The sequence below is a fragment of the Streptomyces sp. bgisy159 genome, assembly GCF_965341775.1.
In the GTDB taxonomy this organism is placed as follows: domain Bacteria; phylum Actinomycetota; class Actinomycetes; order Streptomycetales; family Streptomycetaceae; genus Streptomyces.
Map to the genome: position 1 here is coordinate 28,868 of NZ_CBDQZH010000050.1, position 21,074 is coordinate 49,941.

Consider the following 21,074-nt stretch of genomic DNA (forward strand, 5'->3'; position numbering starts at 1 on the left):
CCCTCGTGAAAGTGTGCACAAGCGGCGGCCTACGATGGACGGCGTGCCAAACGTGACCCGCGCCGACGCCGCAGCCGCCGTGCGCAACCCGCTCGCCTTCGTCGCCGAACGCTGGACCCCGCATCCCCGGACGGTCCGGCGGGCGGCCCTCGCCGCACTCGTCATGTCCGTGGTCATCGTGGTCACCGGTGGCGCGGTCCGCCTCACCGGCTCCGGGCTCGGCTGCCCGACCTGGCCGAAGTGCACCGACGACTCGCTCACCGCGACCACCGAGATGGGCTTCCACGGCGCCATCGAGTTCGGCAACCGCATGCTGACGTACGTGCTGTGCGCGGCCGTCGGCTGGGCGATCGTCGCGGCCCGGTCCCAGAAGCCGTACCGGCGCGACCTGACCCGGCTGGGCTGGGCGCAGTTCTGGGTGGTCATGGGCAACGCGGTGCTCGGCGGCATCGTGGTCCTCGTCGGCCTCAACCCGTACACGGTCGCGGGGCACTTCCTGCTCTCCTCGGCGCTGATCGCCGTGGCGACGGTGATGTGGCAGCGGACCCGGGAGGGCGACGCGGCCCCGCGGCCCCTGGTCGGCCCGGCGGTGCGCCAGCTGGTGTGGTTCCTGGTCGCCGCGACGGTGCTGCTGCTCGCGGTGGGCACCGTCGTCACCGGCGCCGGCCCGCACGCGGGTGACTCCAGCGAGGTCGACCGGATGCAGGTGGACTGGGAGACGGTGGCCAAGCTGCACGCCGTGCTGGCCTGGATCGTGGTCACGCTCACGTTCGCCCTGTGGTTCGTGCTGAAGGCGGTGGACGCGCCCAAGGGCCCGCTGGACCGGACGCGGGAGCTGTTCCTGATCCTGCTGGGCCAGGGGGCGCTGGGCTATGTCCAGTACTTCACGGACCTGCCGGAGGCGCTGGTCGCGGCGCACATGTTCGGCTCGTGCGTGATGTGGATCTGGGTGCTGCGGGTGCTGCTGGCGCTGCGCGAGCGGCCGCTGGAGGACGGCGAACTGCCCGACGTGCCGGGGCCGTCGGCCGAGCCGGCGGTGCCCACGCGCGCGTGAGCGCCCGCCTGCGCCGCACGGGTCACGTCAGCCCGTAGACCCGCCGGGCGTTCCCCGCCGACACCATGCCCGCCACACGCTGGGCGTCCGCCAGGGACCACGCGCCCTCGGCCACCCAGCCGCCCAGCACCCGCGCCAGGGCCTCCCGGAAGAGGCGGGCGCCGACCACGTGCAGCTCGGGCAGTCCGGCGGCCCCGCTGGAGAAGAGGATCTTGCCGAAGGGTGCCAGCTCCAGGATCTCCGCGAGGACGGTCGCGGCGCGGGCGCCGGTGCGCACCAGGGCGGCGCCGGAGTCGGCGTAGACGTGCGGGAAGACGCCGGCCAGGTGGGCGGCGTGACGGTGGTACGGGTAGCCGTGCAGCAGGACGAGGTCGGTGCCCAGCCCTGCGGTCGCCCGGACGAAGTCCGTCAACAGCACCGGGTCGGTGCGGTCGATGCGCGCGCCCGGCTCGGCGAGCCCCGCGTGCAGTTGCAGGGGCAGCCCCGACGCGACCGCGATCCACAGCAGGTGCCGCAGCAGTACGGGGTCGGTCAGCTCGCCGCCGACCCGGCGGGCCGCCAGCCAGCGGCCGGCCGCGCCCCGCACCTCCCCCGGGCCGGGCGGCTCCGGCGCCAGTGCCAGGCCGTGCCGCACGCCCGCCACCGAGGTGAACGCGACGGCGTGCCCGGCGGCGCCGTGCACCGACTCGGCGAGGTTGGCGAGGAAGGACTCCACGGTGCCGGAGGTGTCGGCGACCTGTTCGGCGAGCAGCTCCAGGCGGACGACCTCCCGGGCCCGGGCGGCGGCCGTGGTGGCCATCTCGTCGGGGCCGGTGAGGTCGCCGGGCAGGCCGGTGTCCACCAGGTACGTCGTGATGCCGGAGCCGCGCAGCAGTCGGCGGCCCGCCTCCAGGACGCCGAGTTCCCGGCGCCGGGCCAGATAGCGGGCGGGCGGGCAGTGCGGCTCCAGACCGAGCAGCGGGGGACACCAGCGGCGTACCGCGAAACCGGTCTGGGTGTCGAAGAGGGTGGTGCCGGGGGCGGGCGGGCCCTCGGTGCGGGACAGCTGGGCCTCGAAGGTGCCGAGGCCCAGCTCGGTCCTCAGTACGCCGTGGCAGTACTGGTCCACGAGGGACGGCGTGTCGATCATCCCGGTCTCCCCGTTCGGACGGCGCGGACGTGCCGCACGGCCTAACGGGTGAACCGGTCTTCCGGTGATGGGATGATCGGCGGTTGTTGCGCTTCTCAGCCGCCGACCTGGATGCCGGCCATGCGCTTCCACTCGTACGGGCCGGTCGTCACCTTGGCGGCGAACTCTCCGTCGAAGGCCTCGTGGCGGGTGATGCCGGCCTGTTCGACCGCCTTCTCGGCGATCTCGTACGTGGGGGCGACGAGGTCGCCCCAGCCGCCGTCCTCACCGACGAGGACGATCCGGGCGCCGCGCTCGCCGATGTAGGCGATCTGCCCCTCGGCGCCCCCGTGGGCCTTGGAGAAGGCGCCGATGTGCTTGGCGAGCCGGGCGGCGGTGCGCTCGGCCTTCGCGTCAACCTGCTGCGTGTCTGCCATGACCGGAATGCTACCGGCCGGTAGCAGGCGGAGGAAGGGCCTGCCGGAGGAAGGGCACCCCGGGAGAACCGGAGGGAGGGCCTACCGGAGGAAGGGGTCCACGGCCACCGCCACGAACAGCAGCGACACATAGGTGATGGACCAGTGGAACAGGCGCATCTCCTTCAGTTTCCCGCCCGTCACCTCGGCCCTGGCCCGGTTCTGCAGCGCGTGTGCCTCCCACAGCCACCAGCCGCCCGCCGCGAGCGCCACGGCGGTGTAGAACCAGCCGGTGTAGCCGAGCGGGGTCAGCAGCAGGGAGACCGCGACCATCACCCAGCTGTAGATCACGATCTGCCGGGCGACCACCTTGTTGGACGCCAGGACGGGCAGCATCGGCACGCCCACGCGCGCGTAGTCGTCCTTGACCTTCATGGACAGCGGCCAGTAGTGCGGCGGTGTCCAGAAGAAGATGACCAGGAAGAGGACGACCGGCGCCCAGGACAGGGAGTCCTTCACCGCGGTCCAGCCGATCAGCACCGGCATGCAGCCCGCGATGCCGCCCCACACGATGTTCTGGGCCGTGCGGCGCTTGAGGATCATCGTGTAGACCACGACGTAGAACAGCAGCGCGCCGAGCGCGAGCCAGGCGGACAGCCAGTTGACGGCGAGGCCGAACAGCAGGGTGGAGACCACCGCCAGGGTGATGCCGAAGGCCAGGCACTCGCGGGGGCTGACCATGCCGGTGACCAGCGGACGCTGCGAGGTGCGGTCCATCAGCGCGTCGATGTCGCGGTCGATGTACATGTTCAGCGCGTTGGCGCCGCCCGCCGAGAGGTAGCCGCCGACGCAGGTGAGCAGCACCAGACCGAGGTCGGGCACCCCCTGCTCGGCGAGGAACATCACCGGAACGGTGGTGATCAGCAGCAGCTCGATGATCCGCGGCTTGGTCAGCGCCACGAACGCCTTGACACGGGCCCCGAACGGCCGGTGGCTCGGGCGCCGGGTCGTCACAAGCGCCCCCGCTGGACGGGATTCGACGGCCGTCACGCACACCCCTGACAGAGACATCCCAGCGAGCCCTCCCCTGTGTGAGTTCCGGGTGAGAGGCTCGCGCGTACCACGCCACTTTAGACGTTGCCCAGACCCGGACATTCGCGGGGGTGGGGTCGTGTTGGCGGACCCGCTCCGACGTGCGAACGAAGACCCGATTGAGCGGTCAGATGAGCGCGTCCGTATTCAGTTGCCGAATGCGGTTCCGGGCTGGTGGGGAGGCGGATGACAAAGGCGTCCCGCAGTGTGGAATCGCTCGAAAAAACGCACGTCCTACGGGGGTAGGCTCGACAGCGGCCGGTAGGCGTCCCGTCACCGGCGTTCGACATGTGGAGAGGAGCCCTGACCCAGGGTGAGCACCAAGCCGACCACCACAGACCTCGAGTGGACCGAGTTGGACCAGCGGGCCGTGGACACTGCCCGCGTCCTGGCCGCCGATGCCGTACAGAAGGTCGGCAACGGCCATCCGGGTACGGCGATGAGCCTGGCGCCTGCCGCCTACACCCTCTTCCAGAAGGTGATGCGGCACGACCCGGCGGACGCCGACTGGGTCGCCCGCGACCGCTTCGTGCTGTCCGCGGGCCACTCGTCCCTGACCCTCTACACCCAGCTGTACCTGGCCGGCTTCGGCCTGGAGCTGGACGACCTGAAGTCCTTCAGGACCTGGGGCTCCAAGACCCCGGGCCACCCGGAGTACGGGCACACCGTGGGCGTGGAGACGACGACCGGTCCGCTGGGCCAGGGTGTCGCCAACGCCGTCGGCATGGCGATGGCCGCCCGCTACGAGCGCGGCCTGTTCGACCCCGAGGCCCCGGCCGGGGAGTCGCCCTTCGACCACTTCGTGTTCGCCGTCGCCGGTGACGGCTGCCTCCAGGAGGGCATCGCCGCCGAGGCGTCCTCGCTGGCCGGCCACCAGAAGCTGGGCAACCTGGTCCTGCTGTGGGACGACAACCACATCTCGATCGAGGGCGACACGGAGACCGCCGTCTCCGAGGACGTCTGCAAGCGCTACGAGGCCTACGGCTGGCACGTCCAGCGCGTCGCCCCGAAGCCGGACGGCGACCTCGACCCGCACGCCATCTACGACGCGGTCCAGGAGGCGAAGAAGGTCACGGACAAGCCGTCCTTCATCGCCATGCGCTCGATCATCGCCTGGCCCGCCCCGAACGCGCAGAACACCGAGGCCGCGCACGGCTCGGCACTGGGCGACGACGAGGTCGCGGCCACCAAGCGCGTCCTCGGCTTCGACCCGGAGAAGTCCTTCGAGGTCGCCGACGAGGTCATCGCCCACACCCGCAAGGCCCTGGAGCGCGGCGCGCAGGCCAAGGCCGAGTGGGAGAAGAAGTTCCAGCTGTGGCGGGACGAGAACCCCGAGCGCGCGGCCGACTTCGACCGGATCAGCGCCGGTGAGCTGCCGGCGGGCTGGGAGGAGAAGCTCCCGGTCTTCGAGCCCGGCAAGGGCGTCGCCACCCGCGCCGCCTCCGGCAAGGTGCTGCAGGCGCTGGGCGCGGTGATCCCCGAGCTGTGGGGCGGCTCCGCCGACCTGGCCGGCTCGAACAACACCACCATCGACAAGACGTCGTCCTTCCTGCCCGAGGGCAACCCGCTGCCCGAGGCGAGCCCGTACGGCCGCACGATCCACTTCGGCATCCGCGAGCACTCCATGGGCGCGGAGATGAACGGCATCGCGCTGCACGGCAACACCCGGATCTACGGCGGCACCTTCCTCGTCTTCTCCGACTACATGCGCAACGCCGTGCGCCTGTCGGCCCTGATGCACCTGCCGGTGACGTACGTGTGGACGCACGACTCCATCGGCCTCGGCGAGGACGGCCCGACCCACCAGCCGGTGGAGCACCTGGCCTCGCTGCGCGCCATCCCCGGTCTGAACGTGGTCCGCCCGGCGGACGCCAACGAGACCGCCATCGCCTGGCGCGAGATCCTGCGCCGCTGGACCAAGGAGTTCGGCAAGGGCGCACCGCACGGCCTGGCGCTCACCCGCCAGGGCGTGCCGACCTACGAGCCGAACGACGACGCCGCGCGCGGCGGCTACGTGCTGTTCGAGGCGGACGGCGGCGACCCCGAGGTCATCCTGATCGCCACCGGTTCCGAGGTGCACGTCGCCGTCGAGGCGCGCGAGCGGCTCCAGGCCGACGGCGTCCCCACGCGGGTGGTGTCCATGCCGTCCGTGGAGTGGTTCGAGGAGCAGGACCAGGGGTACCGGGACAGCGTCCTTCCCCCGTCGGTGAAGGCGCGTGTCGCGGTGGAGGCCGGTATCGGTCTGACCTGGCACAAGTACGTCGGCGACGCCGGACGCATCGTCTCCCTGGAGCACTTCGGCGCCTCCGCCGACGGCAAGGTGCTCTTCCGCGAGTACGGCTTCACCGCCGAGAACGTGGCTGACCAGGCCCGGGCCGCGCTCGATTCGGCTTCGGCCCTCGCGGCCGCACAGCGCTGACGCCCCCCATACGACACGTAGGAGATGTAATTCCATGACAGACGCACTCAAGCGCCTCTCCGAGGAAGGCGTCGCGATCTGGCTGGACGACCTGTCGCGCAAGCGGATCACGTCCGGCAACCTCGCCGAGCTGATCGACCAGCAGCACGTCGTGGGCGTCACCACCAACCCGACGATCTTCCAGAAGGCGATCTCGTCCGGCGACGGCTACGAGCAGCAGCTCACCGACCTGGCCGCGCGCCGGGTCACCGTCGAGGAAGCCGTCCGCATGATCACCACGGCGGACGTCCGGGACGCCGCCGACATCCTGCGCCCGGTCTTCGACGCCACCGGCGGCCAGGACGGCCGGGTCTCGATCGAGGTCGACCCGCGGCTGGCCCACAACACCCGGGCCACCGTCGCCGAGGCCAGGCAGCTGGCCTGGCTGGTGGACCGCCCGAACACCCTGATCAAGATCCCGGCGACCGAGGCGGGCCTGCCGGCGATCACCGAGGTGATCGGCAACGGCATCAGCGTCAACGTCACCCTGATCTTCTCGCTGGAGCGCTACCGCAAGGTCATGGACGCCTACCTGGCCGGCCTGGAGAAGGCCAGGGAGAAGGGCCTGGACCTGTCGCTGATCCACTCGGTGGCGTCCTTCTTCGTGTCCCGGGTGGACACCGAGATCGACAAGCGGCTGGACGCGCTCGGCACCGACGAGGCGAAGGCGGCGCGCGGCAAGGCCGCCCTCGCCAACGCGCGCCTCGCCTACCAGGCGTACGAAGAGGTGTTCGGCTCCGAGCGCTGGCTGGCCCTGGAGTCCGCGGGCGCCAACAAGCAGCGCCCGCTGTGGGCCTCCACCGGCGTGAAGGACCCGGCGTACAAGGACACCCTGTACGTCGACGACCTGGTGGCGCCGAACACGGTGAACACCATGCCGGAGGCGACCCTGCTGGCCACCGAGGACCACGGCTCGATCACCGGGAACACCGTCGCCGGCACCTACGAGCAGGCCCGCGCCGACCTCGACGCCGTCGAGAAGCTCGGGATCGCGTACGACGACGTGGTGCAGCTCCTGGAGGACGAGGGCGTCGAGAAGTTCGAGGCGTCCTGGAACGACCTGCTGAAGTCGACCGAGGCGGAGCTGGAGCGCCTCGCCCCCTCGGAGGGCTGACATCTTGTCAAGCAGCAATGCGCTGCTCCCGGGCAGCAACCCGCTGCGTGACCCGGCGGACCGACGGCTCCCGCGTATCGCGGGGCCGTCGGGCCTGGTCATCTTCGGCGTCACGGGCGATCTGTCGCGCAAGAAGCTGATGCCGGCGGTGTACGACCTCGCCAACCGCGGTCTGCTGCCGCCGGGCTTCTCGCTGGTGGGCTTCGCCCGCCGCGAGTGGGAGGACGAGGACTTCGCCCAGGAGGTCCACGACGCCGTCAAGGCGCACGCCCGCACGCCGTTCCGCGAGGAGGTCTGGCAGCAGCTCATCCAGGGGATGCGCTTCGTGCAGGGCACCTTCGACGACGACGAGGCGTTCGAGCGGCTGCGCTCCACCATCGAGGAGCTGGACAAGGCACAGGGCACGGGCGGCAACTTCGCCTTCTACCTGTCGGTGCCCCCGCGCGCCTTCCCGGTGGTCATCCAGCAGCTCAAGAAGCACGGTCTGGCCGACCAGCGTGGCGGGTCGTGGCGCCGGGCCGTCATCGAGAAGCCCTTCGGGCACGACCTGAAGTCGGCCGAGGAGCTGAACGCGGTCGTGCACGAGGTGTTCGACCCGGACCAGGTGTTCCGGATCGACCACTACCTGGGCAAGGAGACCGTCCAGAACATCCTGGCGCTGCGCTTCGCCAACACGATGTTCGAGCCGATCTGGAACCGGTCCTTCGTGGACCACGTGCAGATCACCATGGCCGAGGACATCGGCATCGGCGGCCGGGCCGGCTACTACGACGGCATCGGCTCCGCGCGGGACGTCATCCAGAACCACCTGCTGCAGCTGATGGCGCTGACCGCCATGGAGGAGCCCGCCTCCTTCGACGCGGACGCGCTCGCGGCCGAGAAGACCAAGGTGCTCGGCGCGGTCCGGCTGCCCAAGAAACTGGGCCGGGACACCGTGCGCGGCCAGTACACGGCGGGCTGGCAGGGCGGTGCGAAGGCCGTCGGCTACCTCGAAGAGGACGGCATCGACCCGCAGTCGAAGACCGACACCTACGCGGCGATCAAGCTGCAGATCGACAACCGGCGCTGGGCCGGGGTGCCGTTCTACCTGCGCACCGGCAAGCGGCTCGGGCGGCGGGTGACGGAGATCGCGGTGGTCTTCCAGCGCGCCCCGCACTCCCCGTTCGACACGACGGCCACCGAGGAGCTGGGCTCCAACGCGATCGTCATCCGGGTCCAGCCGGACGAGGGCGTCACGGTCCGCTTCGGCTCGAAGGTGCCGGGCACGTCGATGGAGATCCGGGACGTGTCGATGGACTTCGCCTACGGCGAGTCGTTCACCGAGTCCAGCCCGGAGGCGTACGAGCGGCTGATCCTGGACGTGCTGCTGGGCGACGCCAACCTCTTCCCGCGCACCGAGGAGGTCGAGCTGTCCTGGAAGATCCTCGACCCGATCGAGGAGTACTGGGACCGGCACGGCAGGCCCGCGCAGTACGCGGCAGGCACCTGGGGTCCGGTCGAGGCGGACGAGATGCTGGAGCGAGACGGACGGAGCTGGCGCCGGCCATGAAGATAGACCTCACGGACACCACCGCCAGCAAGATCAACAAGGCGTTGGTGCGGGGCCGCCGGGCCATCGGCACGCCGGCCGTCGGCATGGTGCTGACGCTGGTCATCGTCACGGACGAGGAGAACGCGTACGACGCGCTCAAGGCCGCCGACGACGCCTCCCACGAGCACCCCTCGCGCACCCTGGTGGTCATCCGGCGCGTCTCGCGCGGCCCGCGCGACCGCACGTCCTCCCGGCTGGACGCCGAGGTGCGGGTGGGCGCGGAGGCGGGTACCGGGGAGACGGTGGTGCTGCGGCTGTACGGCGAGGTGGTCGACCATGCCCAGTCGGTGGTGCTGCCGCTGCTGCTGCCCGACGCCCCGGTGGTCGTCTGGTGGCCGGTGAGCGCCCCGCACGACCCGGCGAACGACCCGCTGGGCGCACTGGCGCAGCGCCGGGTCACCGACTCGTACGCGGCCGAGGAGCCGGTGCGGGAGCTGGGCGTGCGCGCCGCGACGTACACCCCCGGCGACACGGACCTGTCGTGGACCCGGATCACCCCGTGGCGTTCGATGCTGGCCGCCGCCCTGGACCAGGTCGCCTGCACGGTGCGCTCGGTCGAGGTCGAGGGCGAGGCGTTCAACCCGAGCTGCGAGCTGCTGGCGATGTGGCTCGCGGACCGGCTGGGTGTGCCGGTGCGGCGCTCGGCGTCCGCCGGGCCCGGTCTGACCGCGGTCCGGATGGCCACCGACTGCGGGCCGATCGTGCTGCACCGCCCGGACGGTTCGCTGGCGACGCTGTCCATCGACGGCCAGCCGGACCGGGCGGTGGCGCTCAAGCGCCGCGAGACGGCGGATCTGATCGCGGAGGAGCTGCGCCGGCTGGACCCGGACGACACGTACGCGTCCGCGCTGCGGTTCGGGGTGGAGCGGCTGAGCGCGCGGGCCGCCGCGGAGGGACCGGTGGCCAAAGGAGAACCGGCCGAGGAGTCCACGGAAGCTGCCGCACCGCAGGCGGCGACGGAAGCGGTGAAGGAGGCGGCCGCGCAGTGAACGCACCCCAACTGGTCGTGCACCGCGACAAGGAACTGATGGCCCGGGCCGCGGCGGCCCGGCTGATCACGAAGATCGTGGACGCGCAGGCCTCCCGGGGCCGGGCGTCGGTGGTCCTCACCGGTGGCCGCAACGGCAACGGCCTGCTGGCCGCCCTGGCCGCCGCGCCGGCCCGGGACGCCGTCGACTGGGGCCGGATCGACCTGTGGTGGGGCGACGAGCGGTTCCTGCCGGAGGGCGACCCGGAGCGCAATGTCACGCAGGCCCGCGAGGCGCTGCTGGACGCGGTGCCCGTGGCCCCGGAGCGGGTGCACGCGATGCCCGCGTCGGACGGTCCGTACGGGACGGACGTGGAGGCGGCGGCGGAGGCCTACGCCGAGGAACTGGCCCGGGCTGCCGCTCCCGACAACCACGGCCCGGTGCCCACCTTCGACGTGCTGATGCTGGGCGTCGGTCCGGACACCCATGTGGCGTCCCTGTTCCCCGAGCACCCGGCGGTCCGGGAGGCGGACCGCACGGTGGTGGGGGTGCGCGGGGCGCCCAAGCCGCCGCCGACGCGGATCACCCTGACCCTGCCGGCGATCCGCGCGGCCCGCGAGGTCTGGCTGCTCGCGGCCGGCGAGGACAAGGCGCGGGCCGCGGCCATGGCCCTGTCGGGCGCCGGTGAGATCCAGGCGCCTGCGGCGGGCGCGTACGGCCGCTCCCGCACCCTGTGGCTGCTGGACACGGCCGCGGCGGCACAGCTGCCGCGGTCGCTGTACCCGCCGGCGTCGCCCTGAGCGAAGGGGCGGCGGCCCCCGTGGTGCCGCCGCCCCGGTCCGGGACGGGTCACTTGACCGATCCGGCCATGACTCCTTGGACGAAGTGGCGCTGGAAGGCGAAGAACACCACGACCGGCACCACCAGGGACACGAACGCGCCGGGTGCCAGCACGTCCACGTTGCTGCCGAACTGCCGTATCTGCGACTGGAGTTCCACGGTCAGCGGCTGGGAGGAGCTGTCGGCGAACAGCAGTGCCACCAGCATGTCGTTCCACACCCACAGGAACTGGAAGATGGCCAGGCTGGCGAGGGCCGGCCGGCCGACCGGCAGCACCAGGCGGGTGAAGATGCGCCACTCGCTGCCGCCGTCCATCCGGGCGGCCTCCAGCATCTCCCGGGGTATCTCCGCGAAGTAGTTCCGCAGCAGGAACACCGCGAACGGCAGTCCGTAGGCCACGTGGAACAGCACGACGCCCGGGATGGTGCCGAACAGGCCGAGCTGTCCGAAGAGTTTGGCCACCGGCAGCAGCCCGATCTGCACGGGCACCACCAGCAGGGCCACCACCAGCAGGAACAGCGGCTCCCGCAGGGGGAACTCCAGCCAGGCGAAGGCGTATCCGGCGAGCGCTGCGATCACGACGACCAGGAGGGTCGTGGGCACCGAGATCAGCACGGTGTTCCAGAAGGCGCGGGTGATGCCGGCGTTGTCCAGCAGCGCCGAGTAGTTGTCGAAGGACAGCTGGCGGGGGGCGGAGAACACCGTCCACCAGCCGCCCTTCGCGGTGTCCTCGGCCGACCGCAGGGACGAGAGGAACAGTCCCGCCAGCGGCGTCAGCCAGATCAGGCCGACGACCACGAGGAAGGCCTGCACCACGGCGCTGCCCAGTCCCCGGCGGACCGCGTTCATCGCTGAACTCATCGCTGACTCCTCCGGAAACGGCGGACGTTGAAGACCATCGCGGGGATCACCAGGAGCAGCAGCAGGACACCGAGCGCGCTGCCGAGCCCCTGGTTGTTGCCGCCGCCGAAGGACACCAGCCACATCTGGGTGGCGAGCACGGTGGCGTCCTGCTGCACCGGTCCGGGGGCGATGACGTAGACCAGGTCGAAGACCTTCATCACGTTGATGACCAGGGTGACGAAGACGACGGTGAGCACCGGTGCGAGCAGGGGGACGGTGATGCGGCGGAAGATCTGCCACTCGTTGGCTCCGTCCATCCGGGCCGCCTCCAGGGCGTCCCGGGGCAGGGTCGCGAGCCCGGCGCCGATCAGGACCATCGCGAAGCCGGTCCAGATCCACAGGTAGGCGCCGATGATCGCGGGGGTGACCAGGGTGGGCCCGAGCCAGGACACGCCGTCGTAGGGCGGGGCGAAGTTCGAGGCGGGCAGGGCGAGGGTGTAGGACCCCGCTCGCAGTCCGGTGAAGCGGAAGGAGCCGTCGGCTGCGGTGGTGGTGCTCGCGACGGTGTCGCCGTCGCGGATCGCCGTCACCTTCATGGCGGGCAGTCCGCTCTCCCGGGGGTCGACCCGGCCGGGGCGGCCGCCGCCGCCCGGGGTGAAGTCCAGGTAGACGACGCCGCGGACCTCGTCCGGGCCGGCCTCGGCCGTGGCGGCCGCGCCGGCGGGCGAGGCGCCCGGGGGCAGCTCGCCGGGGGCGACGCCGACCAGGCCGAGGGCGGTGGAGTCGCCCGGGGAGAAGGTGGTGTCGGTCCGGTACGAGCCGTCGTCCCGGTGGGTGAGGCCCTGGCCCTCACGCGCGCGTGCCGTCGGATAGGGCGAGGTGCCCTGGACGGCGTCGTGCACGGCGACGACGGCGGCGTTGAGGACGCCCTTGTCGGGGTCCTCGTCGTAGGCGAGGCGGAAGATGATGCCGGCGGCCAGGAAGGACACGGCCATCGGCATGAACAGCAGCAGCTTGAACGCGGTGGCCCAGCGGACCTTCTCCACCAGGACGGCGAGGATCAGGCCCAGCCCGGTGAGCAGGGTGGGGGCGACGACGACCCAGATCGCGGTGTTGCGGACGGCCGTGAGGGTCGCCGGGTCGCGGAACATCTCGGCGTAGTTGTCGCCGCCGACGAAGCGGTCGCCGGAGGCGTCGAAGAAGCTGCGGCCGACGGAGAACAGCACGGGGTAGACGACGAGTGCGCCGAGCAGGAGCAGCGCGGGCAGCACGAACAGCAGCGCGGTGGTCCGGCCCCGGCGCCGGGAACGCCGGCGCCGGGCGGGGGCGTCGGGAGGCGGGGGCGGACCCGCCCCCTCCTTCCGCGCGAACTCGATGACGGTCATCGCGGATCAGCCCCGGTAGGCCTTGGCCGCGGCGTCCTCCAGCGCGGCCGCGGTGCGGGCCGGGTCGGAGGGGTCGCGCAGGAAGTCCTGGAGGATCTTCCACTCGCCGGCGCCCTTGGTGCCGCCGAAGGCGGCCGGTGCCTGGTCGGACATGTCGAACCGGACCGAGTCGCCCGCCGCGACCAGGGACTTGGCGGTGGCGCGGGTGACGGTGTCGCCGTAGGAGGCGAGGTTGACCTTCTTGTTGGGCGACAGGAAGCCGCCCGCCTTGGCCCACACGGCGGCCGCCTCGGGGGTGGCCAGGTACTCCAGGAGCTTCATGCCGGCGTCGCTGTTCTTGCCGTCCTTGAGGACGACGGCGGCGTCGCCGCCGCTGACGACCGGGGCCGTGCCCTCGCCGACCGGAGGGAAAGGGAAGAAGTCGGCGTCCTCGCCGATCGACCGGCCGAACTGGTCCTTGGCGACACCGGCGACGAAGTCGCCCTCGTAGACCATGCCGGCCTCGGGCTTGGGACCGAAGACCTTCTCGACCGAGCCGGGGAAGTCGGTGTTCAGGGCGCCCTTCTGGCCGCCCGCGAGGAGCTGCTTGTCCTTGAAGACCGTGCCCAGCGTGGTGAGCGCCTGGACGACGCTGGCGTCGGTCCACTTCAGCTTGTGGGCGGCGAGCGCGTCGTACTTCTCGGGGCCGGCCTGGGAGAGGTAGATGTTCTCGAACCAGTCGGTGAGGGTCCAGCCGTCCTGCCCGGCGACCGCGAAGGCGGCGAGGCCGGAGTCGGAGACGGTGTGCCCGGCCTTGACCAGTTCGTCGAAGGTCTTCGGGGGTGTGACGCCGGCCCGGGAGAAGGCGTCGGGGCTGTACCAGACGGTCGACTTGTGGGCCGCCTTGAAGTAGAGGCCGTAGAGGGTGCCGTCGACGCTGCCGTACGTCTTCCAGGCGGTGGAGTAGTTGGCGTCCACGGACTTGCGGGTGGTGTCGGACAGCGGCTTGAGCCAGCCCTTCTCGGCGAACTGCTGGAGCACGCCGACCTGCGGGACCATGACCACGTCGGGGGCGTTGCCGCCCTCGATCTTGCTGCCGACGACGGTGGAGACGTTGTCGCCGGTGGACACGAACCGGGTCTTGGCGCCGGTCTGCTCGCTGAACGCGTCCAGCACCTTCTGGAAGTTGGCCTGCTCGCTGCCGGTCCAGACGCCGGCCACTGTGACGGTCTGGCCGCTGAGGGCCTTGTCGCCGCCGCCGGCGCTGACGTCGTCGCCGCCGCACGCGGTGGCGGTGAGCGCGAGGACCAGGGTGGTGCAGCCGGCGAGGAGGGTGGTACGTCGTCGCATCATCGTTGATGTCCCTTCGGAGGGTGGAACTGACGTCGGATCGGTGGGTCGGCGGGTCAGTGGACGCCGTGGGCGTCGTCGCTGATCCACCAGGCGGCCGTGGCGCCGGGCAGGACCCCGGGCGGGCACGGGCCGCTGGACAGCAGGGGGGTGCCGGAGACCGGCGCGGGCGTGGGGGCCGCGCCGAAGTTGACGGCGCAGACCAGTCCGTCGCCGCGGACGAAGGCCAGCACTCCGGGCGGGGTGTCCAGCCAGCGCAGGGTGCCCTCGCCGAGCTGCGGGAGTTCCCTGCGCAGGTGCAGGCCGTCGCGGTAGAGGTGCCAGAAGGAGCGGGTGTCGGCGAGGGCCCGGTCGGTGGCGTACTCGGCGAAGTAGTCCGGCTGCGGCAGCCAGGGCTTGGCCCCCTCGGCGCCGGAGGTGAAGCCGAACGGGGACGCCTGCCCGGACCACGGCAGCGGCACCCGGCAGCCGTCGCGGATGCGGGCGCGGCTTCCGGTGCGGCGGAAGATGGGGTCGGTGAGCACGTCGTCGGGCAGGTCGACGACCTCCGGCAGGCCCAGTTCCTCGCCCTGGTAGATGTACGCGGCTCCGGGCAGCGCCAGCATCAGCAGCGCGGCGGCCCGGGCGCGGGCGGGGCCGAGTCCGCTGCCCTCGGGGGTAGGTTCGCCGTAGCGGGTGACGGTGCGGACCTGGTCGTGGTTGTTGAGGACCCAGGTGACCGTGGAGCCGGTGCCGGCGATGTCCTGCATGGCCTCGGTGATGACCTTGCGGAACGCGTCGGCGTCCCAGGGGGCGCTCAGCAGGTCGAAGAAGAACGCCTGGTGGAGTTCGTCGGGGCGGACGTACCGGGCGTGCTCGCGGGCGGTGGGGACGGAGACCTCGCCGACGAGCAGGCGCTGCCGGCCGTCGCGGACGGTGTACTCCTCGCAGATCGAGCGCCACCGCCGCCAGATGCCGTGCACCTCGGGCTGGTTCCAGGCGAGCGGGTTGACCGAGTCGCGGGTGCGGGCGTCCGCCTCGGGGTCGTCCGAGTCGGGCAGCTCGGGGTGCTTGTAGAGGCCGGCGGCGACGTCGATGCGGAAGCCGTCGACGCCCCGGTCAAGCCAGAAGCGCAGGATGCGGTCGAACTCGGCGGGGACCTCGGCCTCGCGCCAGTTCCAGTCGGGCTGCTCGGGCGTGAACATGTGCAGGTACCACTGGCCCGGCCGGCCGTCCGGCTCGGTCACCCGGGTCCACGCCGGGCCGCCGAACATGGCGTGCCAGTTGTTGGGCGGCTCGTCGCCGTCGGGGCCGCGCCCGTCGGCGAAGTGGAAGCGGGCGCGGGCCGCGCTGCCGGGCGCCGAGGCCAGCGCCTGCCGGAACCACGGGTGGGCGTGGGAGCAGTGGTTGGGGACGATGTCCAGCAGCACCCTGATGCCGAGCCGGCGGGCAGCGGCCATGAGCAGGTCGAACTCGGCGAGGTCGCCGAAGAGCGGGTCCACGTCGCAGTAGTCGGCGACGTCGTAGCCGTGGTCGTGCTGGGGCGACGGATAGAAGGGGCTCAGCCAGATCCCGTCGACGCCGAGCTTCTTCAGGTACGGCAGCCCGGCCCGGACGCCGGCCAGATCTCCGACGCCGTCGCCGGTGCTGTCCAGGAAGCTGCGGACGTACACCTGGTAGACCACGGCGTCGCGCCACCAGGGGTGGTGCTTGCTTGTCATGCATGCATGTTAGGTATCTGTTTCACGGGGGTGTCAACGAGTGCGCCGTACACTACCGACCGGTTTACCTTTTGAATCGGGTCATTGATGGGCAAATCAACCATGAATGAGACGGGCGCGTTACCTAACAAGTAACTAGGGGAAGATCGTCGGCGAACCGCTCGCTAGCGGTGCGCGACGGCCGCCAGCTCACGCGCCAGCCGCCGCACCGCGCTCTCGGGCGTCTCGCGCCCGGTCAGCGCGTCGTGCAGCACCGCCTGCACCACCAGGCTCACCTGGTCGTAGTGCGGGCTCTTGGGGCGCGGGGCGGCCGCCAGGACGGCGGCGCGCAGGGTCGGCAGGTAGGGGAACGCCCGGATCAGCTCCGGATCCTCGTACAGCTCCGCCCGTACGGGCGGCAGCGCGCCCCGGGTGAGCACCTGGCGCTGGACGTCCTCGCCGGTGAGGTAGGCGATCAGCCGCACGGCGGACTCCGGATGCCGGGCGTGCTCGGCGACGGCCAGGTTGGAACCGCCGAGGACACTGGTGCCCGGCCCGTCCGGCCCCGGCAGCGGCACGGCACCGATCTTGCCGGCGACCTCGGATCCGGGGGCGGAGGCGACGGCGTACGCGTAGGGCCAGTTGCGCAGGAAGAGCAGGTGCCCGTCCTGGAAGGCCTGCTTGGACTCCTCCTCCTTGTACGTCAGCGCCTCGCGCGGGATCCAGCCCTCGCGCACCCCGTCCGCCAGGAACCGGATGCCCTCGCGGGCCGCCGCCGAGTTCACGGTGACGCGCTCGCCCTCGTCGCCGAGGATGCTGCCGCCGGCCGAGTACACCGCCTCGGCCGCGTTCACGGTCAGGCCCTCGTAGGGCAGGAACTGGCCCGCGTAGCCGTCGAGCCCGTACTTCGGCGCGATGGTCCTCGCGTCCCGCTCCAGCTCCGCCCAGGTCCGCGGCGGCGCCACCCCCTCCTTCGCGAGGACGTCCTTGCGGTACAGCAGCAGCCCGGCGTTGGTGACGTACGGCACGGCGTACAGCCGCCCGTCGTAGGTGGCCGTGCCGACGACCGGCGGCAGGAAGGACTCCAGCGGGAAGCGGTCGCGCGCGAGCGGGCGGATCCAGCCGGCCGCGGCGAACTCCGAGGTCCAGTCGACGTCGATGTTGAGGACGTCGAACCGGCCGCGGTCGGTGCCGCGCAGGTCGGTGACCATCTGCGCATGGGTCTCGTCGGCGGAGTCCGGCAGTTCGACGAGGGTGACCCGCTCGTCGGGATGGGCGCGGTTCCAGCCCTCCAGGAGGGGGCCGAGATATCCGGTGAGATCGCCCGCGGTGGCCAGCGTCAGCGGGCCCCGGCCGGCGTCGTCGGCCTCCCCGGCCGGTACGCCGGAGGCCACATGACCGGTCAGGACGACCAGCAGAACGAGGAGGCCCCTACCGGCGGCGCGTATCCACCGCATAGGTTCCTCCTTAGCACACTGCGCCGGGCACCCTTGTCCGGGAGACAGAGCAATGTATACCTGTTAGGTATGGGCGATACTAGGGCCTGGAGCAGACAGCACCATACGAGGCCGGAGGAGGACAGCACGAGTGCGCCAGTCCCTTCTGGCACTGCTCGCCCGTGGCCCCGCCCATGGTTACGAGCTGAAGCAGGACCTTGAGCAACTGCTGGGCTCCGCGTACCCTCAGCCCAATATCGGCCAGATCTATGTGACCCTCGGCCGCCTGGAGAAATCGGGGCTCATCGAGGGCGAGGAGATCGAGCAGTCCGGCCGCCCCAACAAGAAGATCTACCACCTCACCGACGCCGGGCGGGACGAACTGCGCGCCTGGTTCGACGAGACGGCGGACGAGCCGCGGGTACGGGACGAGTTCTTCATGAAGCTGGCCCTCGCCCCCCGCACGGGCCTCGCCGACCAGATCGCCCTGATCAACCACCAGCGGCGCCAGTACCTCAACACCATGCGTGATCTGTCGAAACTGGCCGCGGCCGAGAACCGGGACAACCGAATCGCCCATCTGCTGATCGAGGGCGCGATGCTGCACCTGCAGGCCGACCTCGACTGGCTGGAGCGGTGCCAGGAGGAACTGGAGGAGCTGGAGTGAGCGACAGCGCCCCTCCCGCGCTCAGGGCGGAGGGCCTGGTCAAGACGCACCACGGCGAGGGCGCGCCCGCGCACGCCGTGCGGGGCGTCGACCTGTGCGTGCGGCGCGGCGAGTTCGTCGCCGTGACCGGTCCGTCCGGCGCCGGCAAGTCCACGCTGCTGCACCTGCTCGGCGGGCTGCAGCCGCCGGACGCGGGCCGGATCACGCTGGACGGCGAGTGCGCGGACTCCTGGTCGGAGGCGCGCTGGGCCGTGGAACGCCGCAAGCGCATCGGGATCGTCTTCCAGTTCTTCAACCTGGTCTCCAACCTGTCCGTCGCCGACAACGTGGAGCTGCCCGCACTGCTGGCCGGCGTCTCCCCCAGGAAGGCCCGCGCCGAGCGGGAGGAACTGCTGGCGGAGCTGGGGCTGACGGGCAAGGGGCGCAGCATGCCGGGCGAGCTGTCCGGCGGTGAACAGCAGCGGGTCGCGCTCGCCCGCGCGCTGGTCAACCACCCCTCGCTGCTGCTGGCCGACGAGCCCGCCGGCAGCCTGGACAGCAAGGGCACCCGCGAGGTGATGCGGCTGCTGTCCCGCTTCCACGGACGCGGTCAGACGATCCTGCTGGTCACCCATGACGCCCGGCTGGCGAGCGCCGCGGACCGGGTGATCAGCTTCTTCGACGGGCGAATAGCGGACGACGCCGCCCTGGACGGCAGACCGACCCGCGGCACGGGGCTCTCCGGTGTGCTGGAGCTGAGGGACTGACCGATGCGGGCGACGCTGCGCTGGGCGCACTCCGATCTACGAACGCACCGTGGCGAGGCGCTGTTCATCGTGCTCGCCACCGCGGGCATCGTCGCCTCGCTGCTGCTGGCGACCGCGCTCTTCGGCTACGCGACCAACCCCTGGCAGCGGGTCTTCACCCAGGCCCGCGGCGCCCATGTGTGGCTGCACACCAGCGCGTCCGCGGACACCGGCAGGCTGACCGGCCTGGCCGGCGTGGACTCCGTCGCCGGTCCCTTTCCCACCGAGTCCGTCACCGTCGCCTCCCGGGGCGCCCGCGCCGCGGTCGAGCTGCGCGCCACGGACCGGCAGCCCTCCGTCGCGCGGCCGCTGCTGGTCTCCGGCCGCTGGCCGGACGCCGCCGACCCCGACGCGGTGGTGCTGGAGCGCCGCCTGGCCCAGGCGCTGCTGGCCGAGCCCGGCGACACCCTGAACCTTCCCGGCACGGCCCGGGCACTGACCGTGGTGGGCGTCGCCGACTCCGCCGAACCCCGCTACCGCCCGGGCGAGCGTCCGGGGCTGGCCTGGGCGTCACCGGCGGCCGTGCGCGCCCCGGGAGGGCAGGTCATCGGGCTGCGGCTGACCGATCCCCGGGACACCGATTACGCGGTGCAGCGCGCGGTCACCGTACTCGGCGCGGGCACCGTCGGCGAAGTCTCCACCTGGCGGCAGGCGCGGGCCGAGGCGCAGGGCGACAACCGGCTGCTGGGCCAGGTCCTCGGGCTGTTCGGGCTGGGGGCGCTGCTCGCCGCCGGTCTCGCCGTGCACGCGGCGATCGGCACCCGGATCCGCGGACACCTGCGGGACATCTCGGTGCTGAAGGCGATCGGGTTCACCCCCGGTCAGGTGGTACGGATCTTCCTGCTCCAGCACGTGGCGTACGCGCTGCTCGGCGCCCTGGCCGCGGCCGCCCTCCTGCGCGGTCTGGGCGCCCGGCTGCCGGGACGGCTGGGCGAGGCCGTCGGGGTGTGGCAGGGGCTGCCAGGGCACACCGCGGCGCTGGTCGCGGTGCCCGTCGCCGCCGTGCTGTTCATCGGCGCGGTGACCGGGCTCGCGGCCTGGCGGGCGGGGCGGGTGCCGTCGGTGCCGGTGCCCCGGCCGGCCGCGCCGGCCGGCGGGCGTCTGTCGGGCGCGGCGCGCCGGGCCCTCGGGCTGGGGCTGCCGCCCGCGCTGGTCCTGGGCTGGCACAAGGCGTTCCCTCGGCGCTCGCGCGGCGCCGTCGCGATCGGGCGACTGGCGCTGCCGCTGCTGTTGATCGTGGTGGCGATGAGCGCGTGGACCACCCTGGACCGCTTCCACAGCAGCCCCGAGCGGGTGGGGATGCCCGCGGCGCTCACCGCACGCGCCGACGGGACACTGGACGCCCGGGAGACCCGGGCCCTGCTGGAGGGCTCCCCGCAGGTCGCCACCGTGTACCCCGGTGTGGAGGTGGCGGCGCTGGTCCCGGGGCAGACCGCGACGATAGCCCTGCGCGGCCTCGGCACGACCGACGAGCCCTACCCGCACACCGTCGCCGAGGGCCGGGCGCCGAGCGGGCCGGACGAGGCGGTGGCCGGACGGGGTCTGCTGGACCTGCTGGACGTGCGCGTCGGCGACTGGGTGCGGATGACGGTCGGCGACCAGCCGCAGATCCTGCACATCGTGGGCCGCAGCATCGAACCGGAGAACGCCGGCCGGGTCATCTCCACGTCGCTGGACACCCTGCGCGAGAACGACCCCGGTCTGGGGCCGACCCTGTACCAGCTGCGGCTGCGGCCGGGCGCGGCCCCGGACAGCGTCGCCGCCGAGCTGACGGAGTCGGCAAGGGGCCACCTGGACGTCCACCCCGTGGCCAACCCCGCGGACGGTCTCTCACCGCTGCGGGCGGTCGCCGCCGGTCTGATCGCGGTGCTCGCCCTGATCGGGCTGATCGAGCTGCTCACCGCGATCGGCGGGACGGTCCGCGAGGGCGAGCGGGACCTGCCGGCCCTCAAGGCCATCGGCCTCTCGCCCCGGCAGATCACCGCGGTCACCGTCACCGCGACCGGCTGCACCACCCTGGCCGCGACCCTGCTGGCCACGGCTCTGGGGCTGCCCCTGGCCCACTGGCTGATCGACGCCCAGGGCACCTCCAGCGGCATCGGGGCGGGCATCGCCCGCAGCCCGTCCTGGCCGGTGGTGCTGCTCATGGGCACGGCCACGGTGCTCGGCGCGGTCGCCCTGAGCGCCCTCCCGGCCCACCGGGCGACCCGCCGACGGCTGGCGGACACGCTGAGCGCGATCGCCTGAGGGCGGATCTGACCCGCGGGGAGGGCGCCTGCGGCACCTGGGGCGTCTGCTACCTGCCGCGC

General features: G+C 72.2%; 17 protein-coding genes. 9 read left to right on the top strand and 8 right to left on the bottom strand.

Annotated elements, in window-relative coordinates; genetic code table 11:
* Positions 1-34: 34 nt before the first annotated feature.
* The gene (locus ACSLTV_RS31560; RefSeq protein ID WP_432139315.1) at positions 35-1,054 is read left to right on the top strand and encodes a COX15/CtaA family protein; all 1,020 of its coding nucleotides are present in this window, start codon (positions 35-37) and stop codon (positions 1,052-1,054) included.
* A gap of 22 nt (positions 1,055-1,076) precedes the next feature.
* Here the strand turns inward: ACSLTV_RS31560 and ACSLTV_RS31565 are convergent, their stop codons facing one another.
* The 3 genes from ACSLTV_RS31565 to ACSLTV_RS31575 form a co-directional block, all read right to left on the bottom strand.
* On the bottom strand, positions 1,077-2,183 hold the full coding sequence (locus tag ACSLTV_RS31565) for an amidohydrolase family protein (RefSeq protein WP_432139314.1): 1,107 nt from the start codon (positions 2,181-2,183) through the stop codon (positions 1,077-1,079).
* Between the two features lie 95 nt (positions 2,184-2,278).
* The gene (locus tag ACSLTV_RS31570; protein WP_432139313.1) at positions 2,279-2,599 is read right to left on the bottom strand and encodes a hypothetical protein; all 321 of its coding nucleotides are present in this window, start codon (positions 2,597-2,599) and stop codon (positions 2,279-2,281) included.
* 81 nt (positions 2,600-2,680) lie between these two features.
* The gene (locus ACSLTV_RS31575; RefSeq protein WP_432139349.1) at positions 2,681-3,634 is read right to left on the bottom strand and encodes a heme o synthase; all 954 of its coding nucleotides are present in this window, start codon (positions 3,632-3,634) and stop codon (positions 2,681-2,683) included.
* A 349-nt stretch (positions 3,635-3,983) separates the two neighbouring features.
* On the opposite strand from ACSLTV_RS31575, the gene tkt reads away from it, so the two are divergent.
* The 5 genes from tkt to pgl are packed head-to-tail and all read left to right on the top strand — an operon-like array spanning position 3,984 to position 10,601.
* Positions 3,984-6,089 (top strand): transketolase, encoded by a 2,106-nt coding sequence (gene tkt / locus ACSLTV_RS31580; RefSeq protein WP_432139312.1) that lies wholly within the window; start codon positions 3,984-3,986, stop codon positions 6,087-6,089.
* A gap of 34 nt (positions 6,090-6,123) precedes the next feature.
* The gene (gene tal, locus ACSLTV_RS31585; protein WP_432139311.1) at positions 6,124-7,242 is read left to right on the top strand and encodes a transaldolase; all 1,119 of its coding nucleotides are present in this window, start codon (positions 6,124-6,126) and stop codon (positions 7,240-7,242) included.
* Positions 7,243-7,246: 4 nt separating this feature from the next.
* A complete protein-coding gene (gene zwf, locus ACSLTV_RS31590; protein WP_432139310.1) occupies positions 7,247-8,791 on the top strand; it encodes a glucose-6-phosphate dehydrogenase in 1,545 nt (514 codons plus the stop codon).
* Complete coding sequence (gene opcA, locus ACSLTV_RS31595) at positions 8,788-9,822, top strand: glucose-6-phosphate dehydrogenase assembly protein OpcA (RefSeq protein ID WP_435613341.1); 1,035 nt, start codon at positions 8,788-8,790, stop codon at positions 9,820-9,822. The genes zwf and opcA overlap by 4 nt, the downstream gene beginning before the upstream one ends.
* Positions 9,819-10,601, top strand: coding sequence for a 6-phosphogluconolactonase (gene pgl, locus ACSLTV_RS31600; RefSeq protein ID WP_432139308.1), 783 nt, complete (start codon positions 9,819-9,821; stop codon positions 10,599-10,601). Before opcA ends, pgl begins: the two co-directional genes overlap by 4 nt.
* 49 nt (positions 10,602-10,650) lie before the next feature.
* Here the strand turns inward: pgl and ACSLTV_RS31605 are convergent, their stop codons facing one another.
* The 5 genes from ACSLTV_RS31605 to ACSLTV_RS31625 all read right to left on the bottom strand — a co-directional run bounded on the left by ACSLTV_RS31605 (position 10,651) and on the right by ACSLTV_RS31625 (position 17,334).
* Positions 10,651-11,490 (bottom strand): carbohydrate ABC transporter permease, encoded by an 840-nt coding sequence (locus tag ACSLTV_RS31605; protein WP_432139348.1) that lies wholly within the window; start codon positions 11,488-11,490, stop codon positions 10,651-10,653.
* Positions 11,491-11,498: 8 nt separating this feature from the next.
* The gene (locus ACSLTV_RS31610; protein WP_432139307.1) at positions 11,499-12,869 is read right to left on the bottom strand and encodes an ABC transporter permease subunit; all 1,371 of its coding nucleotides are present in this window, start codon (positions 12,867-12,869) and stop codon (positions 11,499-11,501) included.
* A 6-nt stretch (positions 12,870-12,875) separates the two neighbouring features.
* Positions 12,876-14,201 carry an ABC transporter substrate-binding protein gene (locus ACSLTV_RS31615; protein ID WP_435613342.1) on the bottom strand — a complete coding sequence of 442 codons (1,326 nt, stop codon included), beginning with the start codon at positions 14,199-14,201 and terminating at the stop codon, positions 12,876-12,878.
* Positions 14,202-14,254: 53 nt separating this feature from the next.
* Positions 14,255-15,898, bottom strand: coding sequence for a glycoside hydrolase family 13 protein (locus ACSLTV_RS31620; protein WP_432139305.1), 1,644 nt, complete (start codon positions 15,896-15,898; stop codon positions 14,255-14,257).
* Between the two features lie 164 nt (positions 15,899-16,062).
* Complete coding sequence (locus tag ACSLTV_RS31625; protein ID WP_432139304.1) at positions 16,063-17,334, bottom strand: ABC transporter substrate-binding protein; 1,272 nt, start codon at positions 17,332-17,334, stop codon at positions 16,063-16,065.
* 130 nt (positions 17,335-17,464) lie between these two features.
* Between ACSLTV_RS31625 and ACSLTV_RS31630 the strand changes: the two genes are divergently transcribed.
* Genes ACSLTV_RS31630 through ACSLTV_RS31640 form a run of 3 tightly spaced genes read left to right on the top strand, consistent with a single transcriptional unit; the run spans position 17,465 to position 21,012 of the window.
* Positions 17,465-17,980 (top strand): PadR family transcriptional regulator, encoded by a 516-nt coding sequence (locus tag ACSLTV_RS31630; RefSeq protein ID WP_432139303.1) that lies wholly within the window; start codon positions 17,465-17,467, stop codon positions 17,978-17,980.
* A complete protein-coding gene (locus ACSLTV_RS31635; RefSeq protein ID WP_432139302.1) occupies positions 17,977-18,726 on the top strand; it encodes an ABC transporter ATP-binding protein in 750 nt (249 codons plus the stop codon). Before ACSLTV_RS31630 ends, ACSLTV_RS31635 begins: the two co-directional genes overlap by 4 nt.
* Positions 18,727-18,729: 3 nt before the next feature.
* A complete protein-coding gene (locus tag ACSLTV_RS31640; RefSeq protein ID WP_435613343.1) occupies positions 18,730-21,012 on the top strand; it encodes an FtsX-like permease family protein in 2,283 nt (760 codons plus the stop codon).
* Positions 21,013-21,074 lie beyond the last annotated feature (62 nt).

Bases quoted from the DNA above. Each gene is read 5' to 3' on its own strand.
- opcA (WP_435613341.1), top strand. From the start codon at position 8,788: ATGAAGATAGACCTCACGGACACCACCGCCAGCAAGATCAACAAGGCG.
- ACSLTV_RS31625 (WP_432139304.1), bottom strand. From the start codon at position 17,334: ATGCGGTGGATACGCGCCGCCGGTAGGGGCCTCCTCGTTCTGCTGGTC.
- ACSLTV_RS31605 (WP_432139348.1), bottom strand. From the start codon at position 11,490: ATGAACGCGGTCCGCCGGGGACTGGGCAGCGCCGTGGTGCAGGCCTTC.
- ACSLTV_RS31610 (WP_432139307.1), bottom strand. From the start codon at position 12,869: ATGACCGTCATCGAGTTCGCGCGGAAGGAGGGGGCGGGTCCGCCCCCG.
- ACSLTV_RS31560 (WP_432139315.1), top strand. From the start codon at position 35: ATGGACGGCGTGCCAAACGTGACCCGCGCCGACGCCGCAGCCGCCGTG.
- tal (WP_432139311.1), top strand. From the start codon at position 6,124: ATGACAGACGCACTCAAGCGCCTCTCCGAGGAAGGCGTCGCGATCTGG.
- ACSLTV_RS31615 (WP_435613342.1), bottom strand. From the start codon at position 14,201: ATGATGCGACGACGTACCACCCTCCTCGCCGGCTGCACCACCCTGGTC.
- ACSLTV_RS31620 (WP_432139305.1), bottom strand. From the start codon at position 15,898: ATGACAAGCAAGCACCACCCCTGGTGGCGCGACGCCGTGGTCTACCAG.
- ACSLTV_RS31565 (WP_432139314.1), bottom strand. From the start codon at position 2,183: ATGATCGACACGCCGTCCCTCGTGGACCAGTACTGCCACGGCGTACTG.
- ACSLTV_RS31570 (WP_432139313.1), bottom strand. From the start codon at position 2,599: ATGGCAGACACGCAGCAGGTTGACGCGAAGGCCGAGCGCACCGCCGCC.
- ACSLTV_RS31640 (WP_435613343.1), top strand. From the start codon at position 18,730: ATGCGGGCGACGCTGCGCTGGGCGCACTCCGATCTACGAACGCACCGT.